At 72.3% G+C, this 15,441-nt stretch carries 12 protein-coding genes; 5 read left to right on the forward strand and 7 right to left on the reverse strand.

Features of this window, described 5'->3' with window-relative positions; all coding sequences use genetic code 11:
* Positions 1-40 precede the first annotated feature (40 nt).
* Together OHA91_RS34975 and OHA91_RS34980 are read right to left on the reverse strand one after the other, a co-directional pair.
* On the reverse strand, positions 41-1,231 hold the full coding sequence (locus tag OHA91_RS34975) for a carboxylate-amine ligase (RefSeq protein WP_328740686.1): 1,191 nt from the start codon (positions 1,229-1,231) through the stop codon (positions 41-43).
* A gap of 149 nt (positions 1,232-1,380) precedes the next feature.
* Entirely contained in the window at positions 1,381-2,217 is an 837-nt protein-coding gene (locus OHA91_RS34980) for a class II glutamine amidotransferase (RefSeq protein WP_031157493.1), read from the reverse strand.
* A gap of 139 nt (positions 2,218-2,356) precedes the next feature.
* Here OHA91_RS34980 and OHA91_RS34985 point away from each other — a divergent pair, with 139 nt between their 5' ends.
* Positions 2,357-4,798: a SpoIIE family protein phosphatase gene (locus OHA91_RS34985; protein ID WP_031157495.1), complete on the forward strand. Its 2,442-nt coding sequence runs from the start codon at positions 2,357-2,359 to the stop codon at positions 4,796-4,798.
* Between the two features lie 45 nt (positions 4,799-4,843).
* Here the strand turns inward: OHA91_RS34985 and OHA91_RS34990 are convergent, their stop codons facing one another.
* Together OHA91_RS34990 and OHA91_RS34995 are read right to left on the reverse strand one after the other, a co-directional pair.
* Positions 4,844-5,326, reverse strand: a complete 483-nt coding sequence (locus OHA91_RS34990) for a hypothetical protein (RefSeq protein ID WP_328740687.1) — start codon at positions 5,324-5,326, stop codon at positions 4,844-4,846.
* 64 nt (positions 5,327-5,390) lie between these two features.
* Entirely contained in the window at positions 5,391-5,933 is a 543-nt protein-coding gene (locus tag OHA91_RS34995) for a hypothetical protein (protein ID WP_031157499.1), read from the reverse strand.
* 202 nt (positions 5,934-6,135) lie between these two features.
* Between OHA91_RS34995 and polX the strand changes: the two genes are divergently transcribed.
* Complete coding sequence (gene polX, locus OHA91_RS35000) at positions 6,136-7,863, forward strand: DNA polymerase/3'-5' exonuclease PolX (RefSeq protein WP_031157501.1); 1,728 nt, start codon at positions 6,136-6,138, stop codon at positions 7,861-7,863.
* A 57-nt stretch (positions 7,864-7,920) separates the two neighbouring features.
* On the opposite strand, the gene OHA91_RS35005 is transcribed toward polX, so the two are convergent.
* Together OHA91_RS35005 and OHA91_RS35010 are read right to left on the reverse strand one after the other, a co-directional pair.
* Positions 7,921-9,342, reverse strand: coding sequence for a glycoside hydrolase family 16 protein (locus OHA91_RS35005; RefSeq protein ID WP_266505467.1), 1,422 nt, complete (start codon positions 9,340-9,342; stop codon positions 7,921-7,923).
* A gap of 191 nt (positions 9,343-9,533) precedes the next feature.
* Positions 9,534-12,842 (reverse strand): hypothetical protein, encoded by a 3,309-nt coding sequence (locus OHA91_RS35010; RefSeq protein ID WP_328740688.1) that lies wholly within the window; start codon positions 12,840-12,842, stop codon positions 9,534-9,536.
* Positions 12,843-13,058: 216 nt separating this feature from the next.
* On the opposite strand from OHA91_RS35010, the gene OHA91_RS35015 reads away from it, so the two are divergent.
* On the forward strand, positions 13,059-13,649 hold the full coding sequence (locus tag OHA91_RS35015) for a MepB family protein (RefSeq protein WP_328740689.1): 591 nt from the start codon (positions 13,059-13,061) through the stop codon (positions 13,647-13,649).
* Positions 13,650-13,690: 41 nt separating this feature from the next.
* The gene (locus tag OHA91_RS35020; RefSeq protein WP_031157512.1) at positions 13,691-14,278 is read left to right on the forward strand and encodes a GNAT family N-acetyltransferase; all 588 of its coding nucleotides are present in this window, start codon (positions 13,691-13,693) and stop codon (positions 14,276-14,278) included.
* 36 nt (positions 14,279-14,314) lie between these two features.
* Here the strand turns inward: OHA91_RS35020 and OHA91_RS35025 are convergent, their stop codons facing one another.
* A complete protein-coding gene (locus OHA91_RS35025) occupies positions 14,315-14,854 on the reverse strand; it encodes a hypothetical protein (protein WP_328740690.1) in 540 nt (179 codons plus the stop codon).
* A 239-nt stretch (positions 14,855-15,093) separates the two neighbouring features.
* Here OHA91_RS35025 and OHA91_RS35030 point away from each other — a divergent pair, with 239 nt between their 5' ends.
* Positions 15,094-15,393, forward strand: coding sequence for a hypothetical protein (locus OHA91_RS35030; protein ID WP_266505453.1), 300 nt, complete (start codon positions 15,094-15,096; stop codon positions 15,391-15,393).
* The last annotated feature ends 48 nt before the right edge of the window (positions 15,394-15,441 follow it).

The raw sequence follows: 15,441 nt of genomic DNA on the forward strand, positions 1-15,441 counted from the left end.
GGCCGCGGGGACGGGAAACCCTCTTCGAGCGGCACTCCGCTCACGCGGCCGCCGTCGTCATCGCCAGGCTGTCGACCACGTCGGCCAGCCTTCCGCGCCTGACATGGGCGGCACGCTGACGGGCCGCCCCGCCGCCCTCCGTACGCAGCCGGTCGAGCAGCGTGTCCACCATGTGCAGGTCGCCGGCCGCGGCGAGCCCCGGAGCGGCCCGCTCGCGCAGCCGGTCCAGCATGTCCCACACCGGCACATGCGCTCCGCCGACCGGATCGAGGCCTTCACCGCCGCCCAGCCCGTGCAGGGCCGCGAGCCGGTGGGCCTCCCGCAGCCGCCCGCACTCCAGGAACGGCGGCGGCCTGCCCTCGTCGCGCTCCGGCAGCAGCACCCCGGCGAGCCCGCGGACGAGCGCCGCCAGCAGTACGACGGTGTCGAGCCGGGCGTTCACGTCGGCGACGCGGATCTCCAGCGTCGGCACGTGTTCGGACGGGCGGGCGTACCAGTAGATCATCCGCCGGTCCAGCAGGGCCCCGCACTGCACCAGATCGTGGGCGATGCGCTCGTACGAGGCCTCGTCCAGGAAGGGAGCCGGCCCCACCGTGGGCCAGCGGGCGTGTTCGACCGCCCGCCAGCTGGCATGGCCGCTGTCCCTGCCGCGGTCGAAGGGGGAGTTCGCGCTCAGGGCCTGCAGGGTGGGCAGCCAGGGCCGGAGCCGGTTGGCCAGGTCCAGCGCCTGCGCCCGGGAGGACACACCGATGTGCACATGGCATCCGCACACCGGCTGGTCGTAGCCCCCCACGGCCGAGGCGAAGCGGACCGCCATCCGCCGGTACCGTTCGTCCGGTGTGATGGTCAGCGGATGCTCCGGCGGGATCACCGGCGTACCGGTGCCGACCAGCAGGCAGTCCTGTGCCTCCGCGGCCCGGACCAGCTCGGCCCGCAGCCACGCCAGCTCGGCCCGCAGTACGGCCGTGCTCGACGTGGGGCTCGTGCACGATTCGACCTGCGCGGTGAAGAACTCCGGCTGGACCAGGGGGCCGAGTCGGCCCGCGGCCGCCTCGATGACCCCTGCCGCGCGGCCCACGGGGGCCCTGGTGAGACGGTCGACGAGCAGGAACTCCTCCTCCACGCCCATGGTCGGCACGGTGGCCGCTGCGGAGCTGCTGCTTCCCGGTCCGAAGGGCGCGAGGGGCCGGCTCCCGTGACGGGGCGCCGACGTGGACACGGCCAGTGACATCGGGGGTCCTCTCGTGAGGGTGGCGCCGCCGGCAACCGGTTGCGACCGGCCGGCCGAGGCGGTTCTGCCGTCCTTCCAGCCCCTCCTCTCGAGGTTCGCCTACCCGCCGGACCACCCCTCACTCGGGGGGTGGGGGGGCACGGCCGCGGCTAGAGTTCCGGAATGAAAGGGAGGTAGTCCGCGTCCGGACCGGACGGGAGGACCGCGTAGCTGCTCTCCGGGAGTTCGTTCCACACGCCCGGTAGGTCTCCCAGCGGCTCGGAGACCACGATGCGCGTGTCGTCGGACACCTCCCTGAGGTAGTCGATCTCCGGATAGAGGTGCCGGACCGTGTCGGCCCTGCTGCTGTAGTAGAGGGAGCGCGACTTGCCCTGGCTGGAGTACCGGAACGCCCACACCCGCTCGCCGTCGCTCACCGCCACCGTCATCTGGAGCGGCTCCGCCACGCCGTGCTCCTTGCCGAGCCGTTCCACGAGCCCGGCCATCCTGGCCACCGCCCCCGGGGGGTCCTGGTCGAGCCCGTAGGTGACCGCGAGGTAGAACATCACCTCGGAGTCCGTGGACCCCTCGATGCACGAGAACAGGGCCGGGTCGACGGCCATGCACAGATCGCGCTGGAGCCGGTGGAAGTCCCCGATCGCCCCGTTGTGCATCCACAGCCAGCGGCCGTGCCGGAAGGGATGGCAGTTCGTCTGCTGGATCGCCGAGCCGGTCGAGGCCCGGACGTGCGCGAAGAACAGCGGCGAGCGCACGTGCGCGGCGAGCTCCTGGAGGTTCCGGTTGTTCCAGGCGGGCCCGATGTCACGGAAGACCGCGGGCGTGCCGTTGCCGTCGGCGCTGTACCAGCCGAGCCCGAAGCCGTCGCCGTTGGTCGATTCCACACCCATGCGGGAACGCAGGCTCTGGTTGATCAGCGAGTGCTCGGGGCGGTAGAGCACGGTGTCGAGCAGGACGGGCGTACCCGAGTAGGCGAGCCACCGACACATGCGCACCATCCCTTTCGCGGCTTGCTCCGAGGGTAACTCCGCGGGCGGCGCCCTTCCCGCGGGGCCGCGGGCGCGCCGGGCCCACATGCGGGGCCGCAGTCGGGCGCGTACCCGGGTACGGCCGTGCCATCCTCAAGGTATGACGCACGACGTCGTGCCTCCCGACGAAGGCGCCTCGCCCGAGGTGCTCGCGTTGGCCAAGGTGGTGGCCAGGCTGCGATCGGAGATCGCGGACCTGGAGGGGGTCGCCGCGTCCACGGCCGTGCTGGAGCGCGCCAAGGGCGTCCTGATGGCCCAGACGGGGATCTCCGCCGACGCGGCCTACGAGAGGCTGCTCGAGCGCGCCGCCCAGCGGGGCAGGACCCTCATGGAGGAGTGCTGGCTCGCACTGGGCCAGGTCCGGCCCCGCCGGGCGCTCCGCCCCCCGGCCGTTCCGCCTCTCCCGCCGGCGCCCGCCGGGGGCCGGGCCGGGAACGAGCCGGCCGGTCCGGACGCCGGAGCCGGGAGGCGGACCGACGGCCCGCCGGGCGAGGACTGGCGGCGCCCGCTGCTGCCCCGCATCGCGGAGGGCCTGGCCGAGGCGTGCGACGAGGGCGACGTGGCGGAACTGCTGAGGGCCGTGCTGGCCGACGCGGTCGGCGTGGACGCCGTGATGATCTACACCGTGTCGGCCGCCGGCAGCCTGGAACTGGCCGGACACGCCGGCGTGGACGAGGAGCTGGCCGACCAATGGCGGCACGTTCCCCCGCTCAGCGGTGTCGCCGCCCTCGAGGCCATCGCCGCCCGGCACGCCGTGTGGCTGGAGGACCCCGCGGAGGACGCACGCCGCTACCTGCTCATCGGCAATCCGCCCGAGCGGTGGCCCTCGCGCGCCTGGATTCCCGTACCGTCCGACGGACTCGCGAGGGCCGCGGTGGGGTTCCTGCGCAGCCGGCCCGGCCCCTTCGACGCCGACACGCGGGCCCTGCTGAGCCAGGCGGTGCGGCTGTGCGGCGCGCTGCTGGGCGCCTTCGGCAGAACCGGCGGCGCCGGTCCCGAGGGCGTGGTCGCGCCCGGTGTCGTGGAACAGGTCCAGCGGATCCTCGACGTGCTGTCCGGCCCCGCGGTCCTGCTCACCCCGCTGCGTTCGACGACGGGGGAGATCGAGGACTACCGGATCGACGCGGCGGCCCCCGAGTCGGTCGACGTGGCCGGGCGCCGGGGCAAGGAGCTCATCGGCCGGAAGATCCTGGAGACGTACCCCACCGTGGCGGGCACGGCCTTGTGGGACGGGTACCAGGACACCCTCGCCACCGGGGCGGTGTACGAGGGCGAACCCTTCCGGTACCAGGAGGTGGGCGCCGGTTTCCCGCACGAGTCCGTGTACTCCGTCCGGGCCACCCGGCTCGGGGAGCGCCTGGTCGTCTCCTGGATCCGGCACGACACCAGCGAGCGTGAGATCCGCAGGCTGGCCGACATGCAGCGGCTGGGCAACCTCGGCTGGGCGGGCTGGAACCTGACGACGGACCGGGTCGTCTGGTCCGACCAGGTCTACGCCATATTCGACCGTGATGCAGCCCTGGGGCCGATCGGCCTCGAGGAACTGCCCCGGTACGTGCTGCCGGAGGACCAGCCGGGGATCGGTGCGGCCGTCCGGCGGCTGCTGAGTCTCGGACATGCCGTGAACCAGTCCTTCCGGATCAGCACCGCGGACGGGGTGCGGCACCTTCGGATCGTCGTGGAGGCACAGACCGACGCGGGCGGCACCCCGGTCGAGGTCCACGGGTTCTTCCAGGACGTCACCGCCCTGCGCGACGCCGAACTCGCCTTGCGCGAGAGCGAGCGGGCCGTCCTCGTCCAGCGCGGCATGCTCCAGGCGGAACGCGCACTCGCCGCCCGGCTCCAGGCGACGCTGCTGCCGATCTCCGAGCAGTCCCTGGAACTCGCCGGCCTCTGCGTCGGCGTGGCCTGCACGCCCGCCGACAGCGGGGTCAACGTAGGCGGAGACTGGTACAGCGCCATCGAACTGCCCGACAAGAGCGCGCTCTTCGTCGTCGGGGACGTGGCCGGCCACGGCCTCGCGGCCGTCGGCACCATGGCCCAGCTGAGGTTCACCGCCAAGGGCATGGCCATCACCGGATCGGCGCTCATCGACGTACTGCGCCGACTCAACAACCTGCTGCTCCATACCGATTCGGAGCCGTCCGCCACCGCGACGATGGTCATCGGCCGCTACGAGCCGGAACGGCGGCGCCTGACCTGGGCGCGGGCCGGACACCTGCCGCCGTTGCTGATCCGCGGCGGCCGGGCCAGGTTCCTCCCGCAGCCCGACGGCTGCCTCCTGGGCGCCGCCCGCGACTCCGCCTACAAACAGGCCGTCATCGACCTCCTGCCCGGTGACCGCCTGCTGCTCTACACCGACGGGCTCGTGGAGGAGCCGGGCGAGGACATCGACCTGGGACTGGACCGCCTCGCGAAGGACGCCCTCAGACTCCTGCGGGAGGGAGTCGGCGAGGAACTGGCCCGCACGCTGGCGGGACGGCGCCTGGCCAACCGGGACGACATCTGCGTCCTGGACATCCACGTCCCGGACGAGGCCTGACCGCAGGCGGGGGCCCCGACGGCCGCACCGCCCACGGTCATTGGTTCAGGTCTTGAGAAGACGGTTGAAGAACGAGCGGTACTGCTGCAACGCCACCCGCAGGTCCTCCGTAGCCACCTGCTCGCCGCGGTCCCACTGGCCCTCCAGACCCTGCTTGCGGGTGGAGAAGGTGCCCGCCAGGGCCTGCATGACCTCCGCCACCAGGGTGTCCGCCGACCTCACGGCGTCCTGCGGGTCGTCGACGAAGCGTCCCTGGATGTCACTCCACTTCTTGCGGTACTCCTCGGTTTCCGTCGTGCCGAGCAGCGGCTCCTCGGCCTCGCCGCCAAGGGGTTCGGCACGCTCGTCCTGCCGCTCGGCCGCTGCCTCCTCGCCCTGCCCGGCGGCGTCCGCGGCCGGGTAGCCGGCCGACATCCCGGAGGTGGCCTCGCCCGGGTAGACCGCTGCGCCGCGGTCGCGCTCGCCCTCCGTACCTTCCGTACCTTCCGTACCTTCCGTACCTTCGGTACCTTCCGTACCCGAGTTCATGATGTCTTCCGTGGTCGGACCGGATTCTGCGTCCCGGGCCTCCTGATCTCCAGGCATCCGCATGTCAACGACTCCTCTGGTCTGTCAGAAGTTCTTCGAACAGGGCGCGGTAGTGCACCATCGCCCCGCGCAGTTCCTCCGTCGTCGCCCGGCCCCCGCCGCTGCGCACCTTGACATCGTGTGCGGCCCGGTAGTGGTCGAGGGTGCGGCCGTGCTCGACGGATAGGTCGCGGAGACGGCCCTCGTACTCCGCGGTGGGGTAGCCGCGCTCGTCCATCAGCCGGGTGACCAGGTCGTCCGCTTCCGCCACGGAGTTCTCCGGGCGGTCCACGAAGTGTTCCTGGACATCGCTCCAGGCCTCGGCGTACTCACGGCGCCGCTCGGCGGGGAGTTCCTTGATGTCGAGCTCCTCGTGCCGCTGTTCCCGGGCCCGCAGGTCGCGCTCGGCGGCCATCGCGCCCCCTTCCTGCTGCACGGTGCGCTCGTACTCGGGGCCGAACCGGTCGCGCAGGTGCCGTCGCCGAGCCGACAGCCACAGCGTCGCGATGAGCGCGAGCACCACGACCGCCGCGATGACGATCACCACTACGAGTGTGGTTGTAGACATGTCCGCACTCCATTCCGTGGTCCGTTCCAGGGCCTTTGTCCGTGTGTCACGCGGCTGCCCGCGCTGCGGTGCGCCAAACCACGACGTACCCTTCGCGGCCGCCCGCCTCGCCGGTCCGTCGGTGTCCGTACGTGCCGTCCGCGGCCCGCAGCAGGGGCCCCTCCCGCGTGCCCGCCCGGTGCCCGAGGGGCACCCTGGAGGCATGGCCCGAGCCAACGACCAGGTCGAGGCGATGCTCCGGGAGTACGCGGACCTCATCGCGATCCGGGGCGGGGAGGGGTTCAAGGCGCGCGCGTACGAGAAGGCCGCCCGCGCCGTCGGGGGCCACCCCCGGGACGTCGCCGCCCTCGACGCCGAGGGCCTGCGCGAGATCCCGGGCGTCGGCCGGTCGGTCGCCGACAAGATCCTCGAGTACCTGCGGACCGGCCGCATGTCCGTCGTCGACAAGGCCAGGGCCTCCGTGCCGTCCGGCGTCCGCGAGCTGATCGCGATCCCCGGGCTCGGACCGCGCAAGGCCATGGCCCTGTACGAGGAGCTGGGCGTCACCTCGGTCGACCAGCTCCTCGAAGCCGTTCACCAGGAACGGCTGCGCGACCTCAAGGGCTTCGGCGAGCGCACCGAGGAGAACATCCTGCACGGCATCTCCCTGCTCCAGAAGGCGGGTGGGGGCCGGATCCTCGTCGGCGCCGCCATGGACGTCGCCGAACAGCTCGTCGCCGAGCTGTCCGCCGTCCGAGGCTGCGTCCGCTGCACGTACGCGGGGTCCCTGCGCCGCATGCGGGAGACCATCGGCGACGTCGACGTCCTGGTGGCGGCGAGCAGGCCGGCGCCGTTCATGGAGGCCCTGACCTCCCTCCCGTACGTCGCCGAGGTCATCGCGCGCGGTGAGAAGAAGACCTCCGTCCGGACTTCCACGGGCCTCCAGGTGGACCTGCGCGTCCTTCCGCCCGCCTCCTGGGGCGCGGGGCTGCAGTACTTCACCGGGTCCAAGGCACACAACATCCGCACCCGCGAACTCGCCGTACGCCAGGGCCTCAAGCTCTCCGAGTACGGGCTCTTCGACGCCGAGAGCGGCGAGAGCACCGCCTCGGAGACCGAGGAGTCCGTCTACGACCGGCTCGGACTGCCCTGGATACCGCCGGCGCTGCGCGAGGACCGCGGCGAGATCGCGGCCGGGCTGCGCGGCGAACTCCCGGACCTCCTCGACGACAAGGACATCCGCGGCGACCTGCACACCCACACCGACCTCACGGACGGACTCGCCCCGCTGGAGGACATGGTCGCCGCCGCTGCCGCCCGGGGATACGCGTACTACGCGGTCACCGACCACGCCCCGGACCTCTCCATGCAGCGCATGACCCGGGAGAAGATCCTCGCCCAGCGCGAGCGGGTGCGCGAACTGGACGGCAGGCACCACAGGATGCGGCTGCTGCACGGCACGGAACTCAACATCGGCCCCGACGGCTCGCTGGACTGGCCCGACGCGTTCCTCGCGGACTTCGACATCTGCGTGGCCTCGGTGCACTCTCACTTCGACCAGAGCAGGCCGGAGCTGACGCGCCGTCTCATCCGCGCCTGCGAGAACCCGCACGTCGCCGTGATCGGGCATCCCACGACCCGCCGGATCGGCAAACGCCCGGGCATCGACGCCGACTTCGACGCCGTCTTCGAGGCCTGCGCGCGGACGGGCACGGCTCTGGAGATCAACGCCCATCCCGAGCGGCTCGACCTGTGCGACGAGGACATCCTGCGGGCGAAGCGGTACGGGGTGAAGTTCGCGGTGAACTCGGACGCCCACGCCACCACGCATCTGCCCTACATGCGCTACGGGGTGGGGACGGCGCAGCGCGGCTGGCTGACCGCGGACGACGTCGTCAACGCCTGGCCGCTGACGAGACTGCGCCGGTTCCTGGCCGGGAAGACCAGGTGAGCACCTGCCCGCGGGTGCGACCGGTTCGCGCCGGCCGCGCCCGCCGGCAGGGTCCTGTCAGTGGCCGAAGTCGAACCAGTTGACGTTCACGAAGTCCGCCGGCTGGCCGCTTGTGAAGGTCAGATAGACGTCGTGCGTGCCCGTGACCGCGGTGATGTTCGCCGGGATCGTGCGCCAGCTCTGCCAACCGCCGGTGTTCGCGACGGAGAAGCTGCCGACCGGGGGCGAGGTCCGGCTGTCGAGCCGTACCTCGACGAGCCCGCTGACCCCGCCGGCGGCCCCGCTCGCGACCCGGCCGTGGAACTGCCGAGCCGGGGCGGAGCCGAAGTCCACGCCCCGGAACAGGGCCCAGTCGCCGTTGCCGATCGCCGCGAGGTTCTGGCCGCCGCCCGCGTCCGCGGAAGCCTCCTTGGCCACGCCCGACTGGCCGTCGTACGACTCGGCCCGGATCGCGGCGTAGGCGTCGCGGTTGCCGGACGGCGGGGTGGTGGGCGGCGTGGTCGGGGGAGTGGTGGGCGGTGTCGTGCCGCCCGTGGACCGCAGGACGGACACGTAGTCGACGACCATGGCGTGGCCGGGCTCGGTGCCGGCGTCGGGTCCGCCCCCGAAGGCGTCGGGGAACCCGCCGCCCATGGCGACGTTCAGGATGATGAAGTAGCCGTGGTTGGTGGCGTTGGTCCAGGTCGTCGCGTCGACCTGATCGGCGCGCACGGTGTGGAAGTTGAGCCCGTCGACGTAGAAGCGCATCTGCTCGACCGCGGTGGAGCGGTCCCACTCGACGGCGTAGGTGTGGAAGCCGGCCTGGCAGGTGGCCCCGGGGCAGACGCGCTGGCCGCCGATGCCGGACGTCTCGTTGCAGGGACCGCCCGGGCTCGTGCCGCAGTGCACCGTCGCCCAGACGGTGTTGAGGCCCTGGACGTTCTCCATGATGTCGATCTCGCCGACGCCCGGCCAGTTCCACCAGTTCCCGCGGTACGGGGTGCCGAGCATCCAGAAGGCGGGCCAGTAGCCCTTGGCGGCCGGCCCCGTGACGTTCGGCATCTGGATGCGCGCCTCGGTGCGGAGCGTGCCGCCCGCCGGGGGCTCGAAATCGCCCCGCCGGGTCTCGACGCGACCGGACGTCCACCGGCCCGCGGCGTCCCGGCGGGGGGTGATGCGCAGGTGGCCCGCGCCGTCGAGGGAGACGTTGGCGGGGTCGGCGGTCATCGTCTCGATCTCGCCCGTCCCGAAGTTGGCGGGACCGCCGGGATAGCTGGTGCCGGTGGTGTACTGCCAGTCGGCGGTGTCCACCCCGGAGCCGGCGGGCCCGTCGAACTCGTCCAGGAACACCTGGGACCAGCCCGCCGGTGCGGGGGGAGCCGCTGCACTGGCGGGCAGCACGACGCCCGCGGCGGCGGCCGCCACCAGGGCGGCCGTACCGATCGCGGCCAGGACTGCCCGCCGTAAGGTCGCTCGTTTCCTGCCGGATGTCTCGCGCATGGGTGCCCTCTCTGAAGCGCGCGCCGAGGCGCGGGTGCGGGGGGATGTAGAGCCGGGTCCACCGTTCTGAGAGCGCTCTCAGAACGGTGGCTACTGTGCTCTGCACCCCCGCGACCGTCAAGAGCCGCAACAAGCGTCTCCCCGCCGAGTACGACTCGGCGGGGAGACGGTGGGACGGGGGGAGGGGACGGTCAGCCGAGGTGGCCGAAGAGGTCGACGACGACGTGGGCGGAGCCCCAGCCGAGGTTGGCGATCTCCACCTTGCCGTCGGCGCCGACCGGCACCGTGACCAGATTGGCGACGGTCCGCCCGGTCGTCCAGTTGAGGTTGGAGGAGTCGGGGCGGGCGACGCCGGAGGGCCAGACGGTCAGGTGGCCGTCGGACTTCGGGTCGGTCACGGTCACGTTCAGCACGACCGCCTTGGCCCGGCCGAGTTCAGGGTTCCCGGAGAGGTCGAGCACGGTGCTGCCGCGCGCGGGGACCGCACCGGAGGTCCGGGTGTCCAGTACGCGCTGGGGGCCGGCGGTGTGGAAACCGGCACCCGCCTGGTCGTCGGAGTAGTAGCCGAACACGTCGGCGATCAGGTGGGTGGTGCCCCAGCTCGCGTTGAACAGCTTCACCGTCCCGTCCGAACCGACCGGTACCACCACGTGGTTGGGCACGGTCTGGCCCGCCGTCCAGTTGAGGCTGGACGATTCGGGGCGGGCGACGCCCGACGGCCACACCGTCAGGTGCCCGGCGTCCTTCGCGTCCGTGACGGTCACGTTCAGCACGACGGCCTTCACCCCGGACTGCGGCACGCCGCCACGGCCCGCGACCTGCAGCGCCACCTCACTGCGGGCTGCCACCGGGGTGGTGCCCGGCCGGCCCACGGCCGCACGGGAGTCCAGCAGGCGGGCCGGGCCCGCCGCGGTGAAGGTGCTGCCGGAGGCGTCGGCGGAGTAGTAGCCGAAGACGTCGGCGATCAGGTGCGCCGTGCCCCAGCCCGCGTTGCGCAGGTTGACCTTGCCGTCCTCGCCGACCGGTACCACGACCTGGTTCGGCACGGTCCGCCCGGTCGTCCAGTTGAGGTTGGAGGAGTCGGGTCGAGGGGTGCCGGAGGGCCAGACGGTCAGGTGCCCGTCCGACTGCGGCTCGGTGACCGTCACGTTCAGCACGACGGCCTTCACCCCGGACTGCGGTACCCCCGCCCGGCCCGCGACCTGCAGCGACACCTCGCCGCCGGCCGCCACCGGAGCCGTTCCGGCACGGCCGAGGCCCGCCCGGGTGTCCAGCAGCCGCGCCGGGGACAGTGTGGTGAAGCGGTCGCCGGCCTGCGCGGCCGGGATGCCGTTGTTGGCCACGTGGACGCGCTGCCCGTCGGCGTCGGCCCACACGATGTTCGACCCGGTACGGTCCACCGCCCAGGACCGGTTCGGGTGGCGCCGGCTCTTCCACTCCTCGCCCTGGGCGAGCGTGCGGACCCGCACGGTGCTCTCGCCGCCCGAGGTCTTGATGCCGTCGTGGAAGTCGAGCAGCAGCAGCCTGCCGGTGGCCAGGTCCTGGCGCACCAGATAGCCGTCGCCGAGCAGCGACTCCCGGCCCTGGACGCTGTTGGTCCAGTCCTTGCTCATCACCGGAACCGAGAGGGTCTGGCGGGTCGCGGTGTCGTACACGCCGCTGGTGCGCACCGTGCCCTGATCGTCCTGGCAGGCCCAGGCGACGTAGCGTCCGACGGCCTCCAGCAGAGTGGCCGGGCACGGCGTGGTGAAGGTGCCGCGGTCCATCTCGCCCTTGATGTCACTGGCGTAGACGGTCTTGTCGTTCTGCCTGGAGAGCCAGAGCGTGTCGCCCTGGAGCGCGACGCCGGTCGCCTGCGTCGTGAACACCTGGGCACGGGCGTCGAGATCGCCGACGATGACCTGGTGGTTGGACGTCCAGTTGCCGTACGCGGTCTGCGCGAGTGCGACGTAGCGGCCGGCGGCGTCCGCGGTCTGGAGCCCGCCCACGTCACCGGTGGGGATCTTGCCGGCCCAGTCGCGGTTGCCGGCCTGGCGGATGGCGGCCGCCTTCCACGTCACCGGCTCGTGCTCCAGGTACCGGCCGTCCCCGGTGGACCGGATTCCGACGCAGCCGGGGTTGTGGCTGAAGCAGCTGCTGATGGAGTGGGTTCCGTCGAGGTACTCGAAGGTCTTGACCGGGGTCGGGTCGTTCGAGATCCGGTAGCTGCGGTACGCGCCGGTGATGTCTCCCGGCTGGAACTGGACGGTGTCCGAGGCGGTGGTGAGCACGCCGCCGCCGATCGAAAGCCCGAAGACCGTGGCCGGTGCCGCGGGGACGTCCGTCAGCTTGGCGGCCTGCGGCTTGGCGTCGCCGGCCGCGGTGAGCCGCTGGACGGCGACCTGGGGCTGGTTGCCGTACGCGGGAGCCTTGGGGCTGCCGACCGCGATGAGCGAGCCGTCGGGGGCCGGCAGCAGCTGGCTGTCGGCGAGCTCCAGCAGGTATTCGACGATTCCGGTGTTCGAGCCGATGCCGGTGAAGTGCAGCGGACGGCCCCGGTTGTCGCCGGAGCTTCCCACGCTGGACTGGGTGCCGATCAGCCAGTCGCCCAGCATTCGCAGTTCGCCCGAGACCGGGTTGAGATAGGTGGAACTGAGCACCGTCTGCGGCTGGGCCCGGTCCAGTGCGTCGACCATGTTTCCGCCGCCGGTGCGCAGCACCTTGCCCTTGGCCAGCCGGAAGGTGTGCGAGAACTCGAACTCCCCCTCGTCCGGCAGCGCGGTGGTCTGCCCCGTCACGACGTCCACGAGGACGGAGTGGCTGAGGTCGTCCAGGCGGTGACGCAGGATCAGTGAGTTCTGGTCGCCGTCGTGCACCGTGGGCGCGAGGGCAGCGCCGGCCGGCAGTGCGACCTTGGTGCGGACGGTGGAGCCGCCGTCCAACCGGTTCAGGAACCAGCCGGTGACGGCCGAGGCGGTGCCCTCGAAGGTCAGCACGGTACGCCCGTACGTCCCCGAGTAGGTCTGCCCGGCGGGGATCGTGACGGTGCCCAGCGTGACCGGCTTGCCGCCGCCGAGGTCGAACAGGTCGACCTTGGCGGGAGCCTGCGCCGTGGCCGCCGCGGGGACCGCCACGGTGTCCGAGGACGTTCCGTAGCGGTGGTCGGGAGCTCCCCGGTAGCCGCCCGAGGGCCGGCCCTGGTCCAAGTCCCCGCTGACGGGGGCGGGCAGGCGCAGCCCGGTGTCGGTGGTGGCGCCGGTGTCGTACCGGGTCCACAGCAGTTGGTCGCCGCCCTCGCGGGCGTGCAGCAGGCCGGTGTCGCCGGCCACGAAGAGCTGGTCCCGGGCCGGGAGGCCGCGCGGGGCGGCGGGCAGTACGAGCTCGGCGGGGGCGCCGGCGGCCGGGGCGGCGGCCGCCCCGGGCGGGGCCGCGGCCAGCAGTGCGGCCCCGGTGACCAGGGCCAGCGCGGCGGCTCCGAGCCCTCGGTGCGGGCGTGACGTTCGTCTTACGGTTGGGTCCACAACCACCCTCTCCTGGGCGAACACGGCAGGAAGGGGGCATCAGGGAGCCGGCCCCGGGCAGCCGCTCTCGCGGGCCGGTCGGCCTGACTCTTCGTGATCGGCCCCCCTCCGATCGTTTCGGAGCATACCAACGGTGATCGTCCGGTCGCACAGGAGTTCCCGTGTCGCGAGGCGGTTGAATTCGTTCGCATGTTCGAGGTCTGGCAGGATGTGGGCATGGCGATGGAACGCGGAGTCCGCGAAGCGGGTGGATGGGGCGAAGCGAGTGGAGCGGGCGAGGCTTCTTCACGGATCCCGGGCGACCTGCTGCGGGCCAAGGCGCTGGCGTACGACCCGGGCGGGTTCACGTGCTCGCCGCCGGTGCCCGAGGCGGAGAGCGCCGACTACGGGGCGTGCGGGTTCACCCTGGACGGACTGTCGGTGAGGTTCCGCGTCGCCAGGACGACCCCGACGAAGGCCGGCCAGTTCGTCACGGTGTGGAAGCGGTCCGCGGGCGGGCCGATCCAGCCCTTCGACGCCGCGGATCCCGTCGACCTGTTCGTCATCAGCACCCGCGAGGGCGAGGACTTCGGGCAGTTCGTGTTCCCGAGGGAGGTGCTGCGCGAACGGAACATCGTGTCGACGGACGGCGTCGGCGGGAAGCGGGCGTTCCGTGTCTACCCGCCGTGGGTGACCACCACCAGCCGCCAGGCCCGCGGAACGCAGGCCTGGCAGGTGGAACACTTCCTCCGGCTGTCCGGGGAGGACGAGCTGGTCGACATCCCCCGTGCGTACGCGCTCTGCCACCCCGGGGAGGCCGGCCCTTAATGCGTTGTCGCGGGCAGTCGGGCTGAGCGAACATCCGGTGCATGGAAGAGCCCGCCGAAAGTATCCGTTCGGACCGAGTCGACCTGCGCCGGTGGCGCATGAGCGATCTCGACGCACTGGAACGCGCGATCCACGAGTCACTGGACCATCTGGTGCCGTGGATGCCCTGGGCTGCCGACCCCGGCAGACGGCAGACCGCCGAATTCCTCGCCAAGTGCCACGAGAAGTGGGAGACGGGCGGAGAATTCAGCTACGCGATCACCTCGGACGCCGAAGTGATCGGCAGCTGCAGCCTCATGCGCCGCATCGGAGCGGGCGGCCTCGAAATCGGCTACTGGATCCACCCCGCCCGGACCGGCCGGGGCCTGGTCACGATGGCCGTCGCGGGTCTCGTCGACGCGGGCTTCCGGCTGGACGGCATCGACCACATCGAGATCCGCCACGACGCCGCGAACCACGCCAGCGGGGCCGTCGCCCGGCGCTCGGGTTTCACCGAGATCGAGCGCGTGCCGGCACCTGACGGGCCGCTCACGTCCGGTGAGTCGGGGATCGACGTCATCTGGCGGATGGCGGCGGACCAGTGGAGGACACGGACCGCGGGAACCACCGCCGTCCGGCGGGCGCGCTGACCGGCGGCGGCCCGGGAACCGGCCGGGGCGCGGCCGTCACTGCCTTCCGATCCGTAGCGCTCGGAGTCGCTCACCGGCGTTCTCCGGGCGGATCCGCTCGGCCAGACAGTGCCGGTGCGCGATGACGGTGAGGCTCCCCGGCCCGTCGTTGCTGCGGACGTCCAGGACCAGGGCGTCTCCGCCCGGGCTGACCGTGGTCCGTTCACCGCAGAAGTCGCACGGCCAGGTGAAGCGCTCCAGGTCGGCCGGGAGGATACTGAGCCGGACCGAGGCCGGCCGATGGTATCGACGGACCTGCTGGACCACCGCGTCGATCTCCGACCCGACGGGCGGGAAGAGCGCCGTCAGGTCCTCGTGGCCGATCGTGGTCCGCGAGTACAGCGCGATCATGTCGACCGAGGCCGAGACGCCCGCCTCCTCGTACCCGGCTATCGCGACGAGCAGGCCCCACGGCTGGTGGCTCAGCACTTTCGCCCGGACCCGCTGGCCCGGCATGAGCGCCAGGCTCTTGGTCTCGAAGCGCTCCACGTCCGAACTGCCGCTCAGGTCAGTGGTGATGGGTGGTTGTCCGGTCACAGGGTCTCCTTCGGGCCGCCCCGGTCGCGATGCCTGCGGCGACCACGCCGGAACGGTGCATGCCGGGATCGGTGGCGGCGACATGGCGGGCCAGGCCGCCTCTTCCGGGTCCTGACCGGCGGGACGACCCAGGAGATTCTCGCTGACGGTGGCGGTCCCCGCACGACCTGCCGGGACTGCCGGGCCAGGTCCGAACTCCTCGGCCGCCGGACGTGTGCGTCCCGTACAGTTCCGGAGCCATGACGGCACTCGCATCCTTCACCTTCGTGCGCCACCTCGACGGGCTCCGGCACCGCTTCGAACGCGACGGCGAGCACAACGGCCGCCCCGCCTACCGCCGTACGGACGGGAACGTGTCGTGCGTCTGGTCCCCGGCCGACGGCTGGCACTGCGAGATCGCCGACGGGCTCGTCACCGCCCACCCCCTCGACGGGCGCGCCGACGGACCCGAACCCCCGGCCGCCGTCTGGCGCAGCTTCAAGAACGACCGCTCCTACCTCTACGACCTCCGGACCCCCGACTCCGCCGTCGTGCAGTGACCTGGGAGCCAAGGCCGGCTTCCGGCGGGCGAACCGGCACGGCCCCTC

Source organism: Streptomyces erythrochromogenes, from assembly GCF_036170895.1.
In the GTDB taxonomy this organism is placed as follows: Bacteria; Actinomycetota; Actinomycetes; order Streptomycetales; family Streptomycetaceae; genus Streptomyces; species Streptomyces erythrochromogenes.

Excerpts from the sequence above, each read along its gene's own strand:
- OHA91_RS34990 (WP_328740687.1), bottom strand. The coding sequence starts at position 5,326 with ATGAACTCGGGTACGGAAGGTACCGAAGGTACGGAAGGTACGGAAGGT.
- OHA91_RS35020 (WP_031157512.1), top strand. The coding sequence starts at position 13,691 with ATGGAAGAGCCCGCCGAAAGTATCCGTTCGGACCGAGTCGACCTGCGC.
- polX (WP_031157501.1), top strand. The coding sequence starts at position 6,136 with ATGGCCCGAGCCAACGACCAGGTCGAGGCGATGCTCCGGGAGTACGCG.
- OHA91_RS35015 (WP_328740689.1), top strand. The coding sequence starts at position 13,059 with ATGGCGATGGAACGCGGAGTCCGCGAAGCGGGTGGATGGGGCGAAGCG.
- OHA91_RS34975 (WP_328740686.1), bottom strand. The coding sequence starts at position 1,231 with ATGTCACTGGCCGTGTCCACGTCGGCGCCCCGTCACGGGAGCCGGCCC.
- OHA91_RS35030 (WP_266505453.1), top strand. The coding sequence starts at position 15,094 with ATGACGGCACTCGCATCCTTCACCTTCGTGCGCCACCTCGACGGGCTC.
- OHA91_RS35005 (WP_266505467.1), bottom strand. The coding sequence starts at position 9,342 with ATGCGCGAGACATCCGGCAGGAAACGAGCGACCTTACGGCGGGCAGTC.
- OHA91_RS34985 (WP_031157495.1), top strand. The coding sequence starts at position 2,357 with ATGACGCACGACGTCGTGCCTCCCGACGAAGGCGCCTCGCCCGAGGTG.
- OHA91_RS34980 (WP_031157493.1), bottom strand. The coding sequence starts at position 2,217 with ATGTGTCGGTGGCTCGCCTACTCGGGTACGCCCGTCCTGCTCGACACC.
- OHA91_RS34995 (WP_031157499.1), bottom strand. The coding sequence starts at position 5,933 with ATGTCTACAACCACACTCGTAGTGGTGATCGTCATCGCGGCGGTCGTG.